General features: G+C 72.8%; 16 protein-coding genes. 9 read left to right on the top strand and 7 right to left on the bottom strand.

Features of this window, described 5'->3' with window-relative positions; translation table 11 throughout:
• Positions 1–26 precede the first annotated feature (26 nt).
• Positions 27–698, top strand: a complete 672-nt coding sequence (locus tag H508_RS0109675; RefSeq protein WP_051223173.1) for an alpha/beta hydrolase family protein — start codon at positions 27–29, stop codon at positions 696–698.
• A gap of 174 nt (positions 699–872) precedes the next feature.
• On the opposite strand, the gene H508_RS0109670 is transcribed toward H508_RS0109675, so the two are convergent.
• Positions 873–1,706 carry an aldo/keto reductase gene (locus H508_RS0109670; RefSeq protein ID WP_035254701.1) on the bottom strand — a complete coding sequence of 278 codons (834 nt, stop codon included), beginning with the start codon at positions 1,704–1,706 and terminating at the stop codon, positions 873–875.
• Positions 1,703–2,857, bottom strand: coding sequence for a bifunctional 2-methylcitrate synthase/citrate synthase (locus tag H508_RS0109665; protein ID WP_026373904.1), 1,155 nt, complete (start codon positions 2,855–2,857; stop codon positions 1,703–1,705). Before H508_RS0109665 ends, H508_RS0109670 begins: the two co-directional genes overlap by 4 nt.
• A 176-nt stretch (positions 2,858–3,033) precedes the next feature.
• Between H508_RS0109665 and H508_RS16825 the strand changes: the two genes are divergently transcribed.
• Positions 3,034–3,882, top strand: a complete 849-nt coding sequence (locus tag H508_RS16825) for an SRPBCC domain-containing protein (RefSeq protein WP_051223171.1) — start codon at positions 3,034–3,036, stop codon at positions 3,880–3,882.
• A 215-nt stretch (positions 3,883–4,097) separates the two neighbouring features.
• On the opposite strand, the gene H508_RS0109655 is transcribed toward H508_RS16825, so the two are convergent.
• Positions 4,098–5,261: an acyl-CoA dehydrogenase family protein gene (locus tag H508_RS0109655; protein ID WP_026373903.1), complete on the bottom strand. Its 1,164-nt coding sequence runs from the start codon at positions 5,259–5,261 to the stop codon at positions 4,098–4,100.
• 154 nt (positions 5,262–5,415) lie between these two features.
• Between H508_RS0109655 and H508_RS0109650 the strand changes: the two genes are divergently transcribed.
• Both H508_RS0109650 and H508_RS0109645 read left to right on the top strand, forming a co-directional pair.
• Positions 5,416–5,661 (top strand): CopG family transcriptional regulator, encoded by a 246-nt coding sequence (locus H508_RS0109650; RefSeq protein WP_026373902.1) that lies wholly within the window; start codon positions 5,416–5,418, stop codon positions 5,659–5,661.
• Complete coding sequence (locus tag H508_RS0109645; RefSeq protein ID WP_026373901.1) at positions 5,658–6,002, top strand: type II toxin-antitoxin system PemK/MazF family toxin; 345 nt, start codon at positions 5,658–5,660, stop codon at positions 6,000–6,002. The genes H508_RS0109650 and H508_RS0109645 overlap by 4 nt, the downstream gene beginning before the upstream one ends.
• A gap of 7 nt (positions 6,003–6,009) precedes the next feature.
• On the opposite strand, the gene H508_RS0109640 is transcribed toward H508_RS0109645, so the two are convergent.
• From H508_RS0109640 to H508_RS0109630, 3 genes are read right to left on the bottom strand one after another with little or no spacing between them, the layout of a single operon-like run.
• Positions 6,010–7,089 (bottom strand): oxidoreductase, encoded by a 1,080-nt coding sequence (locus H508_RS0109640; protein ID WP_026373900.1) that lies wholly within the window; start codon positions 7,087–7,089, stop codon positions 6,010–6,012.
• The gene (gene prpB / locus H508_RS0109635; RefSeq protein WP_026373899.1) at positions 7,086–7,997 is read right to left on the bottom strand and encodes a methylisocitrate lyase; all 912 of its coding nucleotides are present in this window, start codon (positions 7,995–7,997) and stop codon (positions 7,086–7,088) included. The genes H508_RS0109640 and prpB overlap by 4 nt, the downstream gene beginning before the upstream one ends.
• On the bottom strand, positions 7,997–9,502 hold the full coding sequence (locus H508_RS0109630) for an MmgE/PrpD family protein (RefSeq protein WP_026373898.1): 1,506 nt from the start codon (positions 9,500–9,502) through the stop codon (positions 7,997–7,999). The genes prpB and H508_RS0109630 overlap by 1 nt, the downstream gene beginning before the upstream one ends.
• Positions 9,503–9,616: 114 nt before the next feature.
• Here H508_RS0109630 and H508_RS15660 point away from each other — a divergent pair, with 114 nt between their 5' ends.
• The 5 genes from H508_RS15660 (at position 9,617) to H508_RS17700 (ending at position 12,495) form a co-directional block, all read left to right on the top strand.
• A complete protein-coding gene (locus H508_RS15660; protein ID WP_051223168.1) occupies positions 9,617–10,279 on the top strand; it encodes a GntR family transcriptional regulator in 663 nt (220 codons plus the stop codon).
• Between the two features lie 147 nt (positions 10,280–10,426).
• The gene (locus tag H508_RS0109620; protein ID WP_156906054.1) at positions 10,427–11,146 is read left to right on the top strand and encodes a hypothetical protein; all 720 of its coding nucleotides are present in this window, start codon (positions 10,427–10,429) and stop codon (positions 11,144–11,146) included.
• 37 nt (positions 11,147–11,183) lie between these two features.
• Positions 11,184–11,417 (top strand): type II toxin-antitoxin system ParD family antitoxin, encoded by a 234-nt coding sequence (locus H508_RS0109615; protein ID WP_026373896.1) that lies wholly within the window; start codon positions 11,184–11,186, stop codon positions 11,415–11,417.
• Positions 11,414–11,704, top strand: a complete 291-nt coding sequence (locus tag H508_RS0109610; protein WP_026373895.1) for a type II toxin-antitoxin system RelE/ParE family toxin — start codon at positions 11,414–11,416, stop codon at positions 11,702–11,704. The genes H508_RS0109615 and H508_RS0109610 overlap by 4 nt, the downstream gene beginning before the upstream one ends.
• 125 nt (positions 11,705–11,829) lie before the next feature.
• Positions 11,830–12,495: a hypothetical protein gene (locus H508_RS17700; RefSeq protein ID WP_026373894.1), complete on the top strand. Its 666-nt coding sequence runs from the start codon at positions 11,830–11,832 to the stop codon at positions 12,493–12,495.
• A gap of 9 nt (positions 12,496–12,504) precedes the next feature.
• Here H508_RS17700 and H508_RS0109600 read toward each other — a convergent pair whose 3' ends face one another.
• Positions 12,505–14,310, bottom strand: coding sequence for a DEAD/DEAH box helicase (locus H508_RS0109600; RefSeq protein ID WP_051223166.1), 1,806 nt, complete (start codon positions 14,308–14,310; stop codon positions 12,505–12,507).
• Between the last annotated feature and the right edge of the window lie 3 nt (positions 14,311–14,313).

Below are 14,313 nucleotides of genomic sequence, written 5' to 3'. Positions count from 1 at the left end.
AGAGCGAGGCATGCGAGGCTCGAGGCATGGACACCCACGCGCTCGACGAGACCAGCATCGTGCCCGTCGCGATCGAGCACCCGACCGTGCCGCACGTCGACGCGATCGTCGAGGTGCCGCGTCACGCGTGGGCGAGCCTCGTGCTCATGCACGGCGCGGGCGGCTCGGCGACGAGCCCCTGGATGGTCGGCGCCGCGCGCGGGCTCGTGCGCGCGGGCGTCGCGGTCGCTCGCGCGAGCTTCCCCAACGCGCAGGCCGGCAAGCGCCAGCCCGAGCGGGAGCCGAGCGCGATCGCGACGTGGCTCGCGGTGATGGATGCGGTGGCACCGCTCCTGCCGCACGCACCGTGGGCGGGCGGCAAGTCGTTCGGCGGGCGCATGGCGGCCGCCGCGGTCGCGAGCGGCATGCCCGCCGCGGGGCTCCTCTACCTCGGCTACCCGCTGCACTCGCCCGGCAAGCCCGAGCGGCTCAAAGACGCGCACCTCGACGCGATCGCGCTGCCGCAGCGGTTCCTGCAGGGCACGAACGACCCGTTCCAGTCGGGCGACCTGCTCGACCGGCTCGTCGAGCGGCTGCCCGATGCGCGCGTCGACTGGGTCGCCGGCGGCGACCACTCCTTCCTCGTGGCGAAGGGCGACCGCGACCAGGAGCGGGTCGCCGAGGCGCTCGGCCCGCGCATCGCGGCGCTGCTGCGCTGACCGCGGCGCGACCCGTTCCGAGCGACTCGACCGCTTCGCGCCGACCCGACCCCTGCCGGCGAACGAGTCGACCCCTCCTCGCCGACTCGACCCGTTGCAACGGGTCGAGCGAGCGAGAAGGGGTCGAGTCGCGGAAGGCGACCAAGCGCGCCGGTCGCGGAGAAGCGCCGAGCGCTAGTTCGCGTCGGCGGGGTCGGCCGAGACGCGGCCGGCCGCGCCCTGGTCGAGCGCGTCGATCGCGGCGATGTCGTCGGCCGAGAGCGTCACCTCGGCGGCGGCGAGGTTCTCGACCATGCGCTCGCGGCGGTTCGACTTCGGGAAGACGATGCGGCCGGCGGCGAGGTGCCACGCGAGCGTCACCTGCGCCCACGAGACGCCGAGGCGCTCGGCGATCTCGCCGATGACCGTCGCCGAGTAGTCGACCTTGCCCTGGCCGAGCGGGCCCCATGCCTCGATCTTGATGTCGTGCTCGGCGGCGAGCGCCGTCGCCGCGCGCTGCTGGAACTGCGGGTGCAGCTCGATCTGGTCGATCGCCGGCACGATGCCGGTCCCCAGCACCTCGGGCAGGAAGCGCTCGTCGAAGTTCGAGACGCCGATCGAGGTCGTGAGCCCCTCCGAGCGCAGCTCGGCGAAGGTCTCCCACGTCTCGACGACGCTGCCGTTCGCGGGCGCGGGCCAGTGGATGAGGTAGAGGTCGACGTGGTCGAGCCCGAGCTTCTCGAGGCTCTCGCCCATCGCGGCGCGCGTCTCGGCAGCGCCGCGGCGGTCGTTCCAGAGCTTCGTGGTGATGAAGAGCTCGTCGCGCGGGATGCCGGAGGCTGCGATCGCGCGGCCGACGCCCTCCTCGTTGCGGTAGATCGCCGCGGTGTCGATGTGGCGGTAGCCGGCCTCGAGCGCCTCGGTGACGATGCGCTCCGTCTCAGCCGGGTCGACCTTGAAGACGCCGAACCCGAGCTGCGGGATCGTGCGGCCGTCGTTGAGCTGCAGGGTGGGGATGGTCGTGGTCACTCGGTCTCCTCGATGGTGGACGTGTCCTCCGGCAGCGCCTCGGCGTCGATGCCCGGCACATGCCGCTCGTCGACGCCGACGTACTCCGAGAGGGGGCGGATGAGCGCGTTGTTCGCGCGCTGCTCGATGATGTGGGCGGTCCAGCCCGTCACGCGCGCGGCGACGAACAGCGGCGTGAAGATCGGCACGTCGAAGCCGATGAGCGCGTAGGCCGGCCCCGAGGGGAAGTCGAGGTTGGGCTTGATGGGCTTCCGGTCGGCCATCGCCTGCTCGAGCGCGCGGTACATCTCGAGCATGTCGGGCCGCTCGTAGTGCTCGACGAGCCGCTCGAGCGCGGCGCGCATCGTCGGCACGCGCGAGTCGCCGTTCTTGTAGACGCGGTGCCCGAAGCCCATGATCTTGCGCTTCTCGTCGAGCGCGGACTGCAGCCACGCATCCGCCCGGTCGGCTGAGCCGACCTCCTCGAAGACCTGCATGACGGCCTCGTTCGCGCCGCCGTGCAGGTGCCCCTTGAGCGCGCCGATCGCGCCGGTGACGGCGGAGTAGAGGTCGGCGAGCGTCGAGGTGATGACGCGGGCGGTGAAGGTGGATGCGTTGAACGAGTGCTCGGCGTAGAGCACCATCGACTGGTTGAACGCCTCGACGACGACCGGGTCGGCCTCCTCGCCGAACGACATCCAGAGGAAGTTCGCGGCGTAGTCGAGGTCGTCGCGCGGCTCGACGAGGTCCTGCCCGTTGCGCCGGCGCTGCTCGTAGCTCACGATCGCCGGCAGCACGGCGAAGAGCCGGAAGGCCTTCTCGAAGTCGGCGGATGCGTCCTCGGTCGAAGGATCGTTGGCCCCGACGATGCTCACGGCCGTGCGCACGACGTCCATGGGGTGCGCGGTCGTGGGGAGCGCATCCATGACCGTCTTGACATTCTCGGGGAGCGCCCGGTGCTCGCGCTCCTTCGCGCGCATCTCGGCGAGCTGCTCGTCGGTGGGCAGGTCGCCGTGCCACAGCAGGTGCGCGACGGCTTCGAAGGGCTGGGTGAGCGCGAGCTCCTGCACGGGGTAGCCGCGGTAGAGCAGCGAGTTCGTGTCGGGGTTGACCTTCGAGATCTCGGTGGTGTCTGCGATGACACCGGCGAGGCCCTTCTTGATGTCGGCCATGGTGCTCCTAGGTCGAGAGGCGGGGAACCGCCTCTGACTCTAGGCCACCCTGGCTCGGAACTCGTTCGCCGGGCGAACGAGGTGCCGGTCGGTCCGAGGGCCGCCCTTGACGGCCGCTCCGCGCGGCGGCACCATCGACGTGTGCGGTTTTCCGCACACGTCTTCCGAGGAGCGAGATGACCCAGCACGACGCCGTGTGGTCGGCCCTCTCGCACCCCGCGCGCCGGCGCATCCTCGATGCGCTGCGCGAGCGGCCCGCGTCGACCGGTCGCCTCCACGAGGCGATCGCCGCGGCCGGCCTCTCCCCCAGCCGATTCGCGACGCAGCGGCACCTGCAGGTGCTGCGCGACGCCGATCTCGTGCTCGTGACCGACCGCGGCCGCGAGCGCGAGAACGCCCTCAACGCATCCGCCCTCTACCAGGCCACCATCGGGTGGCTCGACCCGGCGAGCGCGCGCACCGCGCACTCGCTCGACAGCTTGCGGCGCCTCGCGGAGGCGCCACCGCAGGAGGAGACCGACATGAACGAGTTCCACGTCCGCCAGGCGATCGAGATGGCCGCCCCCGTCGAGCACGTCTGGCAGGCGCTCGTCGACGAGCCGCACCGCTGGTGGGGCTCGCCCTACCTGCTGCTCGAGGGCGGCGACCAGTCGCTCGAGTTCCCGCAGCGCGCGGGCGAGGCCGTGCTCGAGCGGCAGGGCGAGGCGACCGCCCTCTGGGGCATCGTGACCGCGTGCGAGCCGGGCCGCGCCTACGCCTGGACCGGGCAGATGGGCATGGGCCCGGCGTGGACGGGCGAGGCGCGCTACGAGCTCGAGGCGACGGATGCCGGCACGCGCGTGACCGTCGTCCACGACGCGATGCGGCTGTGGGGCGAGGGCGACACCCGGGAGGCGGCGTCGGGCTACGACTACGGCTGGGCAGACCTCAACGCGCGGCTCAAGGCGTTCGTCGAGGACGGCGCCGAGCACGGCACGACGGGCGCGAACGCGGAGCCGGCGTTCGAGTTCGCACCGTCGGTGTAGCCGCCCGGTTCACCCCCCCGTTCGTCGAGCAGCCGCGCAGCGGCGTATCGAGACGAGAGCGATTCGGTCTCGATACGCCCGCTGCGCGGGCTACTCGACCAACGGAGGGCGCGGGCTACTCGACCAACGGAGGGCGCGGGCTACTCGACCGACGGAGCGGGCGGCTACTCGACGAACGGAGGGGCGGCTACTCGACGAACGGCGGACGGGAGCGCTCAGGCCAGACCGAGCGCCCTCGCCACGACGAGCAGCTGCACCTCGCTCGTGCCCTCGCCGATCTCGAGGATCTTCGAGTCGCGGTAGTGCCGCGCGACGGGGTACTCGTTCATGAAGCCGTTGCCGCCGAAGATCTGGGTCGCGTCGCGCGCGTTGTCCATCGCCGCCTCGCTCGAGACGAGCTTCGCGATCGCGGCCTCGGTCTTGAAGGGCTTCCCCGCATCCCGCAGCCGCGCCGCGTGGTGCCACGCGAGCCGCGCGCCGTGCACGCGCGACTGCATGCGCGCGATGACGAACTGCACGTTCTGCCGGGTCGCGAGCGGCTCGCCGAAGACGGTGCGCTGCTTCGCGTAGTCGATCGCCGCCTCGAGGCAGCCCTCCGCAGCGCCCGTCGCGAGCGCCGCGATCGCGATGCGCCCCTCGTCGAGGATGTGCAGGAAGCCGGCGAAGCCGCGCCCGCGCTGCCCGAGCAGGTTCCCCGCGGGCACGCGCGCGTCGCGGAACGTCAGCGGGTGCGTGTCGGAGGCGTGCCAGCCGACCTTGTCGTAGGGCGCCTCGACCGTGAAGCCCGGCGTGCCGTTCGGCACGATGATCGTCGAGATCTCCTTGCGGCCGTCCCGCTCCCCCGTCACGGCGGTCACGGTCACGAAGCGCGTGATGGGCGTGCCGGAGTTCGTGATGAACTGCTTCGCGCCGTTGACGACCCACTCGTCGCCCTCGAGCCGCGCGGTCGTGCGCGTCGCGCCGGCGTCGGAGCCCGCCTCGGGCTCGGTGAGGCCGAAGCCGGCGAGCGCGCGCCCCTCGAGCAGGTCGGGCAGCAGCTCGGCCTTCTGCTCCTCGGTGCCGAAGAGGTGGATGGGCATCGCGCCGAGGCTCACCCCCGCCTCGAGCGTGATCGCGATCGACTGGTCGACGCGCGCGAGGGCCTCGATCGCGAGCCCGAGCGTGAAGTAGTCGCCGCCCTGGCCGCCGTGCTCCTCGGGGAACGGGATGCCGAACAGGCCGAGCTCGCCCATCTGCGCGACGACGTCCATCGGGAGCGTCTTCGTGCGGTCGGCCTCGTAGGAGGCGGGCGCGACGACCTTGTCGGCGAAGTCGCGCACCGCCCGGGCGAGGTCGAGCTCCTCGTCGCTCAGGGCGTAGGTGGTCAGGTCGATCGTCATGCCGGCTCCTCGTTCTGGAAGGGACCGCCCTCCGTGCGCGAGAGCCGTGGGTCGGATCGCGACCCGCTCGGCTGCGCTCCGCGCTGAGCAGTCGCCAGCACTGTACGGCATGCACCGCTGGAACTTCCGAGTATGACTGGTTATACTTGACCCCATGAAGACGGCGATCTCGATCCCGAACGACGACTTCGAGCGCTTCGAGCGGATCGCTGCGCGGCATGGCATGAATCGCTCGGAGTTCTACCGACGCGCCGGCCGGAAGCTCGCCGACGAGCTCGAGGGCGAGGCAGAGCTCACCGCGCTGGCAGACGCAGTCATCGCCCGCGTCGGTCAGCCGTCCGCCGACAGCCCGATGCTCCGGGAGTCGGAGCGCATCATCAGCGAGGGCACCGACTGGTGATCGCTCACGGGGACGTCGTATGGGTCGACTTCGGCTCGCCTCAGGGCTCGGAGCCGGCGAAGCGGCGCCCCGCCGTGGTGCTGCAGGAGGACTGGCTGCTCGCGACCGCCATCGCGACCGTGCTCGTCGTGCCGCTCACCTCGAACGTCGCGCTCGAAGCCTTCCCCGGGAACGTGCTCGTCCCGGTTGATGCCTCGGGGCTCGATCGCGACTCCGTCGCCGTCGTCTCGCAGCTCGGACCGGTGAGCCGCGAGTTCGTCGATCCCTTCCCCGTCGGTCGCGTGCCGGCCTACGTGCTCTCGAAGATCGCCGACGGCGTCCGCCTCGTCACCGGCACCTGAACCCGCGTCAGGCCTGGCGCGCCCGCCGATACTGCGGAGGCCAGACGGATGCGTCGGGCACGCCGTCGAGGGCTGCCTCGGCCGCGAGGGCCCAGTGCGGGTTGCGCAGCCACGCGCGCGCGAGCATGACCGCGTCGGCGTCGCCGTCGGCGAGCAGCTGCTCGGCGTGCGTCGGCTCGTCGATGAGCCCGACGGCGTTGACCTTCGCGCCGGTCGCGGCGCGCACGTCGCGCGCGAAGTGCACCTGGTAGCCGGGCCCGAGCGGGATCTCCTGCCGCGGGTCGAGCCCGCCGGAGGAGAGGTCGAACCAGTCGGCGCCCGCTGCGGCTGCGACCCGCACGTGCTCGATCGTGCGCGCCGTGTCGATGCCGCCCTCGACCCAGTCGGTGGCGCTGAGCCGCACCATGAGCGCGACCTCGGGCGCGGCCTCGCGGACGGCCTCGACGACGAGCCGCAGGAGCCTCGTCGACAGGCCCGACGCATCCGGCCCCCACTCGTCGGAGCGCGAGTTCGTGATCGGCGAGAGGAACTGATGCAGGAGGTAGCCGTGCGCGGCGTGCACCTCGAGCGCCTCGAAGCCGGCGGCGACGGCGCGGCGCGCGGCATCCGCGAACGCCTGCGGCAGCTGCGCGACCTCGTCGGAGGCGAGGGCGCGCGGCGGCGCGTAGCGGCCGAACGGCTCCGAGCCGGCGCCCACCGTCTGCCAGCCGCCCTCCGACTCGGGCACGGTGCCGCGCCCGCTCCACTCGCGATAGGTCGAGGCCTTGCGGCCCGCGTGCGCGAGCTGCATCGCGGGCACGGCGCCGTGGGCGCGGATGCGGGCGGCGATCGGCGCCCACGCCTCCGCTTGCGCGTCGTCCCAGATGCCCGCGTCCTGCGGCGAGATGCGGCCCTCCGGCACGACGGCCGCGGCCTCGGTCATCACGAGGCCCGCGCCGCCGCGCGCGAAGGACGCCAGGTGCTCGCGGTGCCAGTCGTTCGGCATGCCGTCCTGCTCCTCGCAGGAGTACTGGCACATCGGCGAGACCCACGCGCGGTTGCGCGCCTCGAGCGGGCCGACCGCGACGGGCGAGAAGAGCAGGCTCACGCGCGCTCCCCCGACGGCACGTCGAAGTTGAACACGCCCTCGTCGAACGCGTTGTAGGCGGCGTAGTCGTTGAGCTCGTAGAGCCGCGCGCGCGTCTGCATGCGCTCGACGGCGCCGTCGAGCGTGCCGGTCTCCTTGAGGAGGCCGAGCTCGCGCTCGATCGCGCCCATCGCGATGCGCAGCAGCGACACGGGATGGATGGCGATGTTGACACCGACGTCCTCGAGCTGCTGGTGCGTGAAGAGCGCGCTCTTCCCGAACTCCGTCATGTTGGCGAGGATCGGCACGTCGACGGCCTCGCGGATGGCGGCGAACTCCTCGAGCGTCGCCATCGCCTCGGGGAAGATCGCGTCGGCGCCGGCGGCCTCGAGTGCCTTCGCGCGGTCCTTCGCAGCCTCGAGGCCCGCGACCCCGCGGATGTCGGTGCGCGCCATGATGACGAGGTCGCTGTCGCGGCGGGCGCTCACGGCAGCGGCGATGCGCTGCACGGCCTTGTCGAGCGCGACGACCTCCTTGCCGTCGAGGTGGCCGCACCGCTTGGGGTTGACCTGGTCCTCGAGGTGGAGGCCCGCGACGCCCGCGTCCTCGAGCTCGTGCACCGCGCGCGCGACGTTCATGGCCTCGCCGAAGCCGGTGTCGGCGTCGATGAGCGTCGGCAGATCGGTCATGCGCGAGATCTGCCGGCCGCGCTCGGCGACCTCCGAGAGCGTCGTAAGGCCGATGTCGGGCAGCCCGAGCTCGGCCGACATGACGGCGCCCGAGATGTAGGCGCCCTCGAAGCCGAGCCGCTGGATGAGCGGCGCGGTGAGCGGCGTGAACGCCCCCGGGAAGCGCTGGATGCGCCCGGAGGCGAGCCCCGCCCGGAACGCCTTGCGCTTCTCGTTCGGGGTGACGGAGCTCGAGAGCACTAGAAGATGCCCTGCGTCGTGCCGGCGTCGACGGTGCCGGCGGGGGCGCGGAGGTTGAGCTCGCGCACCTCCGCAGGCGTCAGCTCCGGCAGGCGCTCGACGAGGCCGAGGAAGCGGTCGAGCTCGGCGTCGTCGATGATGCCCTGCGCGAGCGTGCGCAGCTTCTGCACGTACTCCGCACGGCCGAACGGGCGCGCCCCGGCCGGGTGCGCATCCGCCACCGAGATCTCGTCCTCGATCGTCTCGCCGGACGTGAGCGTGATGACGATGCGGCCGCCGAACGCCTTCTTGTCGGGGTCCGGGTCGTGATAGCGCTCCGTCCACACCGCATCCTCGAGCGTCGAGATCTTGTTCCAGAGCTCGACGGTGTCGGGGCGCGAGGTGCGCTCGGGCGCGTAGGAGTCGACGTGGTGCCAGCCGCCGTCCTGCAGCGCGACCGCGACGATGTACGGGATCGAGTGGTCGAGCGTCTCGCGGCTCGCGGTCGGGTCGTACTTCTGCGGGTCGTTCGCGCCCGAGCCGATCACGTAGTGCGTGTGGTGGCTCGTGTGCAGGACGATCGAGGCGATGTTCGCGGGGTCGCGCAGCTCGGGGCGCTCGGTGCCGAGGCGGCGGGCGAGGTCGATCCACGCCTGCGCCTGGTACTCGGCCGAGTGCTCCTTCGTGTAGGTGTCGAGGATCGCGCGCTTCGGCTCGCCCGGCGCGGGCAGCGGCACGTGGTAGACGCCCTCCCAGCCGTCGAGCAGCCAGGCGATGAAGCCGTCCTCGCCCTCGTAGATCGGCACGGGGCTCGTCTGGCCGCGCATCGCGCGGTCGACCGACTCGACCGCCATCTTGCCGGCGAACGCGGGCGCGTGCGCCTTCCAGGTGGAGATCTCGCCCTTGCGCGACTGGCGCGTCGCGGTCGTCGTGTGGAGCGCCTGCCCGATGGCCTGGAAGATCGTCTCGGCCTCGAGGCCGAGCATCGAGCCGATGCCCGCCGCGGCCGACGGCCCGAGGTGCGCGACGTGGTCGATCTTGTGCTTGTGCAGGCTGATGGCGCGCACGAGGTCGACCTGGATCTCGTAGCCGGTCGCGAGGCCGCGCACGAGCGCGGCGCCGTCGCAGCCGAGGTGCTGCGCGACCGCGAGGATCGGCGGGATGTTGTCTCCCGGGTGCGAGTAGTCGGCCGCGAGGAAGGTGTCGTGGAAGTCGAGCTCGCGCACGGCGACGCCGTTCGCCCACGCCGCCCACTCGGGGCTCACGCGGTCGTCGATGCCGAAGATCGCGGCGCCGGGCGCGTACGGGTGGCGCTGCGCCTGCTCGCGGGCCGAGACGACCGGCGCGCGGTTGAGGCTCGCGACCGCGACGGCCGCGTTGTCGATGATGCGGTTCGCGATCATCTCGACGACGTCGCCCTCGACCTCGACGGGGTCGACGGCGACCTGGGCGATCTTCCACGCGAGCTGCTCCTCGCGGGGCAGGTTCTCGGCGGACTTCCGGGCTCGCACCTCGTGCGTGATCATGGCGTCTCCTCGCTCTGGCTCACGGGCGGATGCGCGACCGCCCTCCTGCGAGTCTGCACAACTGCATGCAGATGCACAAGTACGCAGATGTGCATTCCGTGGCATCATGACGCCATGGACGATCGCTGGCGCCGCCGGAGCGCGGGCTCCTCGACGTACGAGCAGCTCCGCGCGCTCATCGTCGAGGGCGGGCTCGAGCCCGGCGCGCCGCTCTCGGCGCCGGAGCTCGCCGAGCAGCTCGGCGTCTCCCGCACCCCCGTCCGCGAGGCGATCGGCTCGCTCGTGCTGGAGGGGCTCGCCGTGCGGCGCGGCTCCAACCGCACGATGGTCGCGCCCGTGTCGGTCGCGGAGCTCGAGCACGTCTTCGACGTGCGCGCGCGGCTCGAGGGCCTCATCGCGGCGGACGCCGCACGCCGGCTCACGGCGGCCGACGTCGAGGCGCTCGAGCGGCTCATCGTGCTCATGGAGCGCTTGCGCGACGACCACGTCGAGGTCGTGCGCTTCGGCGCCGAGTTCCACGACGAGCTCCAGCGCATCAGCGGCAACCAGCTCGCCGAGAACCTGCTGCGGATCGTGCGCGCGCACGCCGACCGGTACCGCTCGCTCACCTCGCGGCGCCCGGGCCGCTCCTCCGACGCGGCCGACGAGCACCGCGCGATCTTCGAGGCCGTCGCGGCGCGCGACCCCGATCGCGCCGAGGCCGTCATGCGCGAGCACATCGACGCCGCGAAGGCGGTCGCGATCGCCGTCATGCTGGAGCGCGACGCCGCCAAGTGAGCCAGCGCATCCGCTGGGGTGCGCTTGAGCCGCGACTGCGCGAATCGACGCCGGATCGTGACCGCCGCGGGGCGAGCTCGGGAGCACACTGGATGCCACCGCGTCACGGCCGAGCGGCAGTCGGTGCGCATGCCGAAGGAGCGCATGATGCCTCGGTCGAATCCGGCCTCCGCCGCCCGCCTGCGCGACCGCGCGGCGCTCGCGCTCGTCGCGCTCGCGCTCGCGCTCGCCGCGTGCAGCGGCCCCGCCCCCGGCGACTCCGCGCCGCCGACGCCATCGGCGTCACCGAGCCCATCCGCCACCCCGCCGCCGACCGAGACCGGCGAGCCGCCAACCCCCACGGTGACCCCTCGGCCGAGCGTCACGCCGAGCGCCGCGCCCGAGCCCGAGCCCGAGCCCGCGGCGGCGTACTGCGGCGACGAGTTCATCCTCGACCGCCCGCACCTCGTGTGGTGGGAGGGCACCGAGGCCGAGCAGCTCGCGGCCGCCGACGCGCAGCCCGTCTTCGAGCCGCCGGCGGTGCTCGAGGGCCTCGACGTCATCTGCGTCTCGACCTTCTCGAACCCGCTCGACGACCCGGCCGGCGGTGTCGTGCGCATCGCCGAGGCGCTCGTCGAGCGCGACGACGCCGCGTTCGATCGGCTCGAGGCGTGGGCCGCGGCGAACGGCTACGCCGCCGTCTCCGAGGGCCCGGGCTACCTCCAGTACGCGCCGCCCGCCGATGCCGACGGGTCGCAGCGGAGCCTCTTCTGGGCGCCGCTCGACAGCACGCAGCCCTCGCTCGGGAACGCCGAGACGATCATGCGCTACACCGGGGCCGACATCGACGACATCTACGTGACGCACTCGGTGACGATGCCGCACTGAGCGTGCCGGACATACCAATTCTTGGTACCGTGGACGCGTGGCTCAGAACACCTCAGTCAGCCTCGACGATCACTTCGCGGCCTTTCTGGCTCGAGAGGTGGCGTCCGGCCGGTACCGCTCCGCGAGCGAGGTGATCCGCGCCGGCCTCCGGCTGCTGGAGGACCAGGAGACGCGCGTCGCCGCGATGCGAGCCGCGCTCATCGAGGGTGAGCGGAGCGGCGCGCCCGAGCCGTTCGACTTCGACGCGTTCGTGGCGTCGAAGAAGCCGTGACGCGCATCCGCCTCACCCCCGCCGCGCAGGGCGATCTCTCACAGATCTGGGACTTCACCGAGGAGCGCTGGGATGCCGCGCAAGCTGAGCGATACGTCGGCGAGATCTGGGCCGCGATCGAGCGAGTCGCTGGCGACCCAGGCCGCGGCCGGGCATGCGACGAGATCCGCAAGGGATATCGCCGCTACGGCATCGGCAGCCATCTGCTCTTCTACGTCGCGCGCGGCGACGGCATCGACGTGGTCCGCATCCTCCACCAGCGGATGGATCCGACGCTGCACCTGTGAGCGACGGATGAGCCCAGCGCGCCGTTGCGCGATCGTTACGGGCGGCGCTCCCGGCGGGCACCTCGCGACCGCACACTGGGAGGACCAGCGCGCGGCGGGTCCGCGCCCGTCACGAGAGGCCGCACGTGCGCTCCACCACTCGCTCGCTGCTCGTCGCCGCCGCGGCGCTCGCCCTGCTGACCGGTTGCGCCGAGGCGACCCCGGCGCAGACGGCGGCGCCGACGTCGACCCCCGCCGCGACGCCGACCGCGACGCCAACCTCGACGCCGACGCCCACGCCCTCGGCGACCTCGACCGCCGCGCCGAGCGGGTCGCAGCTCGACTTCGCCGACGGCACCCCGTGCGCCGACGCGACGGCGATCGATCCCGAGAGCGTCACGACCATCAGTTGGGGCGGCACCTACGAGGAGCAGCTGGCTCAGGCCGAGCTGCGCACCGGGTTCGAGCCGACCGGCATGCTCGCGGCCGACGGCATCCTCTGCTCGCTCAGCTACCGCCTGCCGCTCGACGGCGAGCCGAGCACCGGCGACTTCTCCGTCGCCTACGTGCGCGACGCGAGCGTCCCGACGCGGGTCGCCGAGTGGGCGGCGGCGAACGGCTACGCGCCCCCGTCCGACCCGCAGTCGATCGGCGAGGAGGTCGTCGGCATCACGGCCGACGGGCTCCGCGACGTGCGCGTGGTGCGGCTCGAGGCGGCGGCCGACCTCGAGCGCGCCCGCCGCGTCACGGGCGTCGACCTGCAGCCGGGCGACCACCAGGTGCTGCACCGCACGATCGTGCCGCAGGGCTGACCGCGGCGGTCAGCGCCGGTCGACGAGCCGGCGCAGGTAGTGGATGCGGTCGCGCAGCTGCTGCATCGAGGCCTGCGCCACCGGCGGGCCGCCGCACACCCGCCGGGCCTCGGCGTGCACGAGTGCGTGCGCCTCGCCGCGCCGCTTCGCGACGATCGCGACGAGCGAGTTGAGCAGCTGCCGCTCCTCGCGCATGTTGCGGTAGAGCGGCTCGGGCGCCTCCTGCGACGGCGGCCGCTCGCGGATGCGCGCCGCCTGCCGCGCGTGCCGGCGCTTGAGCAGGTCGGAGATCTCCTCGGCGTCGAGGATGCCGGGGATGCCGATGAAGTCCATCTCCTCCTCGGTCGCCGGCTCGACGAGCTGCCCGAACTCGGCGTCGCCGAAGAGCACGCGGTCGAACGTCGCGCTCGACTCGAGCGGCTCCCACGTGAAGGGCGCCGGCTCCCGGTCGTCCTTGTCGCCCTTCTCTGCGGCGGCCATGAGGTCGTCCTCGAGCAGCTGGTCGTCGGGCTGCTCGCGGTCGAGCGCGTGGTCGCGCTGCCGCTCGAGCTCCGCCGCGAGCGTCAGCAGCGGCGGCACGGACGGCAGGAAGACGGTCGCGACCTCCCCGCGGTGGCGCGAGCGCACGAAGCGGCCGATCACCTGCGCGAAGAACAGCGGCGTCGCCGAGCTCGTCGCGTAGACGCCCACCGCGAGCCGCGGCACGTCGACGCCCTCCGAGACCATCCGCACGGCGACCATCCACCGCTGCGTGCCCTTCGAGAACGCCTCGATCCGATCCGAGCCGCCCGGGTCGTCCGAGAGCACGACGGTCGGCTCCTCGCCCGAGATGCCGCGCAGCAGCTGCGCGTACTGCCTCGCCTGGGCCTGGTCGGTCGCGATCACGAGACCGCCCGCATCCGGCACCGCCTGGCGCACGTGCGTGAGCCGCACGTCGGCCGAGCGCAGCACCTGCTGGATCCACTCGCCGCCCGGGTCGAGCGCGGTGCGCCACGCGCCGTTCGTGATGTCCTTCGTGTCGCCGTGGCCGAGCGTCGCCTTCATCTCGTCGCCCATCGACGTGCGCCACTGCATCGTGCCGGCGTAGGCCATGAAGAGCACGGGGCGCACGACGCCGTCGCGCAGCGCGTGCTCGTAGCCGTAGGCGTAGTCGGTCCGGCTCAGGCGCACGCCGCGCTCGTCGCGCACGTACTCGACGAACGGGATGGGCGAGGTGTCGCTGCGGAACGGCGTGCCCGTGAGCGAGAGGCGGCGGGTCGCCGGCCCGAACGCCTCGAGCACCGCGTCGCCCCAGCTGAGCGCGTCGCCCGCGTGGTGCACCTCGTCGAGGATGATGAGGCTCGGCGCCGAGCGGGTGATGCGCTCGTGCACGGATGCGCGGGCCGCGACCTGCGCGTACGTCACGACGACCCCGTGGTACTGCCGGGGGTAGTCGCCGTCGGCGTTCGCGAAGTCGGGGTCGAGGCGGATGCCCGCCTTGTGCGCGGCGTCGGCCCACTGCTGCTTGAGGTGCTCGGTCGGGGCGACGACCGTGATGCGGCGCACCGTGCCGCGCCGCAGCAGCTCCGAGGCGAGCCGGAGCGCGAAGGTCGTCTTGCCGGCGCCGGGCGTCGCGGCCGCGAGGAAGTCGCGCGGCTCGGTCTCGAAGTACTGGGTGAGCGCCTCCTGCTGCCACGCGCGCAGCGGCTGCGCCGTGCCCCACGGGGCGCGATCCGGGTAGAGCGGCGGCAGGTTGTCGGCCGCCCACGAGCCGTAGTGGCCGCCGTCTGCGGGGCCCTCGGGGCGCGCGATCGGCTGGCTGGTCACTCGCTCCATCGT

The organism is Agrococcus lahaulensis DSM 17612, from assembly GCF_000425105.1.
Classification (GTDB): Bacteria; Actinomycetota; Actinomycetes; order Actinomycetales; family Microbacteriaceae; genus Agrococcus; species Agrococcus lahaulensis.
Note: the sequence above shows the minus strand (reverse complement) of the source record. Positions and strands in the feature narration are given on the sequence as shown.

Coding starts and splice junctions, on each gene's coding strand:
- H508_RS0109675 (WP_051223173.1), top strand. CDS start 27: ATGGACACCCACGCGCTCGACGAGACCAGCATCGTGCCCGTCGCGATC.
- H508_RS15660 (WP_051223168.1), top strand. CDS start 9,617: ATGGACGATCGCTGGCGCCGCCGGAGCGCGGGCTCCTCGACGTACGAG.
- H508_RS0109655 (WP_026373903.1), bottom strand. CDS start 5,261: ATGACGATCGACCTGACCACCTACGCCCTGAGCGACGAGGAGCTCGAC.
- H508_RS16825 (WP_051223171.1), top strand. CDS start 3,034: ATGACCCAGCACGACGCCGTGTGGTCGGCCCTCTCGCACCCCGCGCGC.
- H508_RS0109650 (WP_026373902.1), top strand. CDS start 5,416: ATGAAGACGGCGATCTCGATCCCGAACGACGACTTCGAGCGCTTCGAG.
- H508_RS0109665 (WP_026373904.1), bottom strand. CDS start 2,857: ATGGCCGACATCAAGAAGGGCCTCGCCGGTGTCATCGCAGACACCACC.
- H508_RS0109600 (WP_051223166.1), bottom strand. CDS start 14,310: ATGGAGCGAGTGACCAGCCAGCCGATCGCGCGCCCCGAGGGCCCCGCA.
- H508_RS0109630 (WP_026373898.1), bottom strand. CDS start 9,502: ATGATCACGCACGAGGTGCGAGCCCGGAAGTCCGCCGAGAACCTGCCC.
- H508_RS0109620 (WP_156906054.1), top strand. CDS start 10,427: ATGCCTCGGTCGAATCCGGCCTCCGCCGCCCGCCTGCGCGACCGCGCG.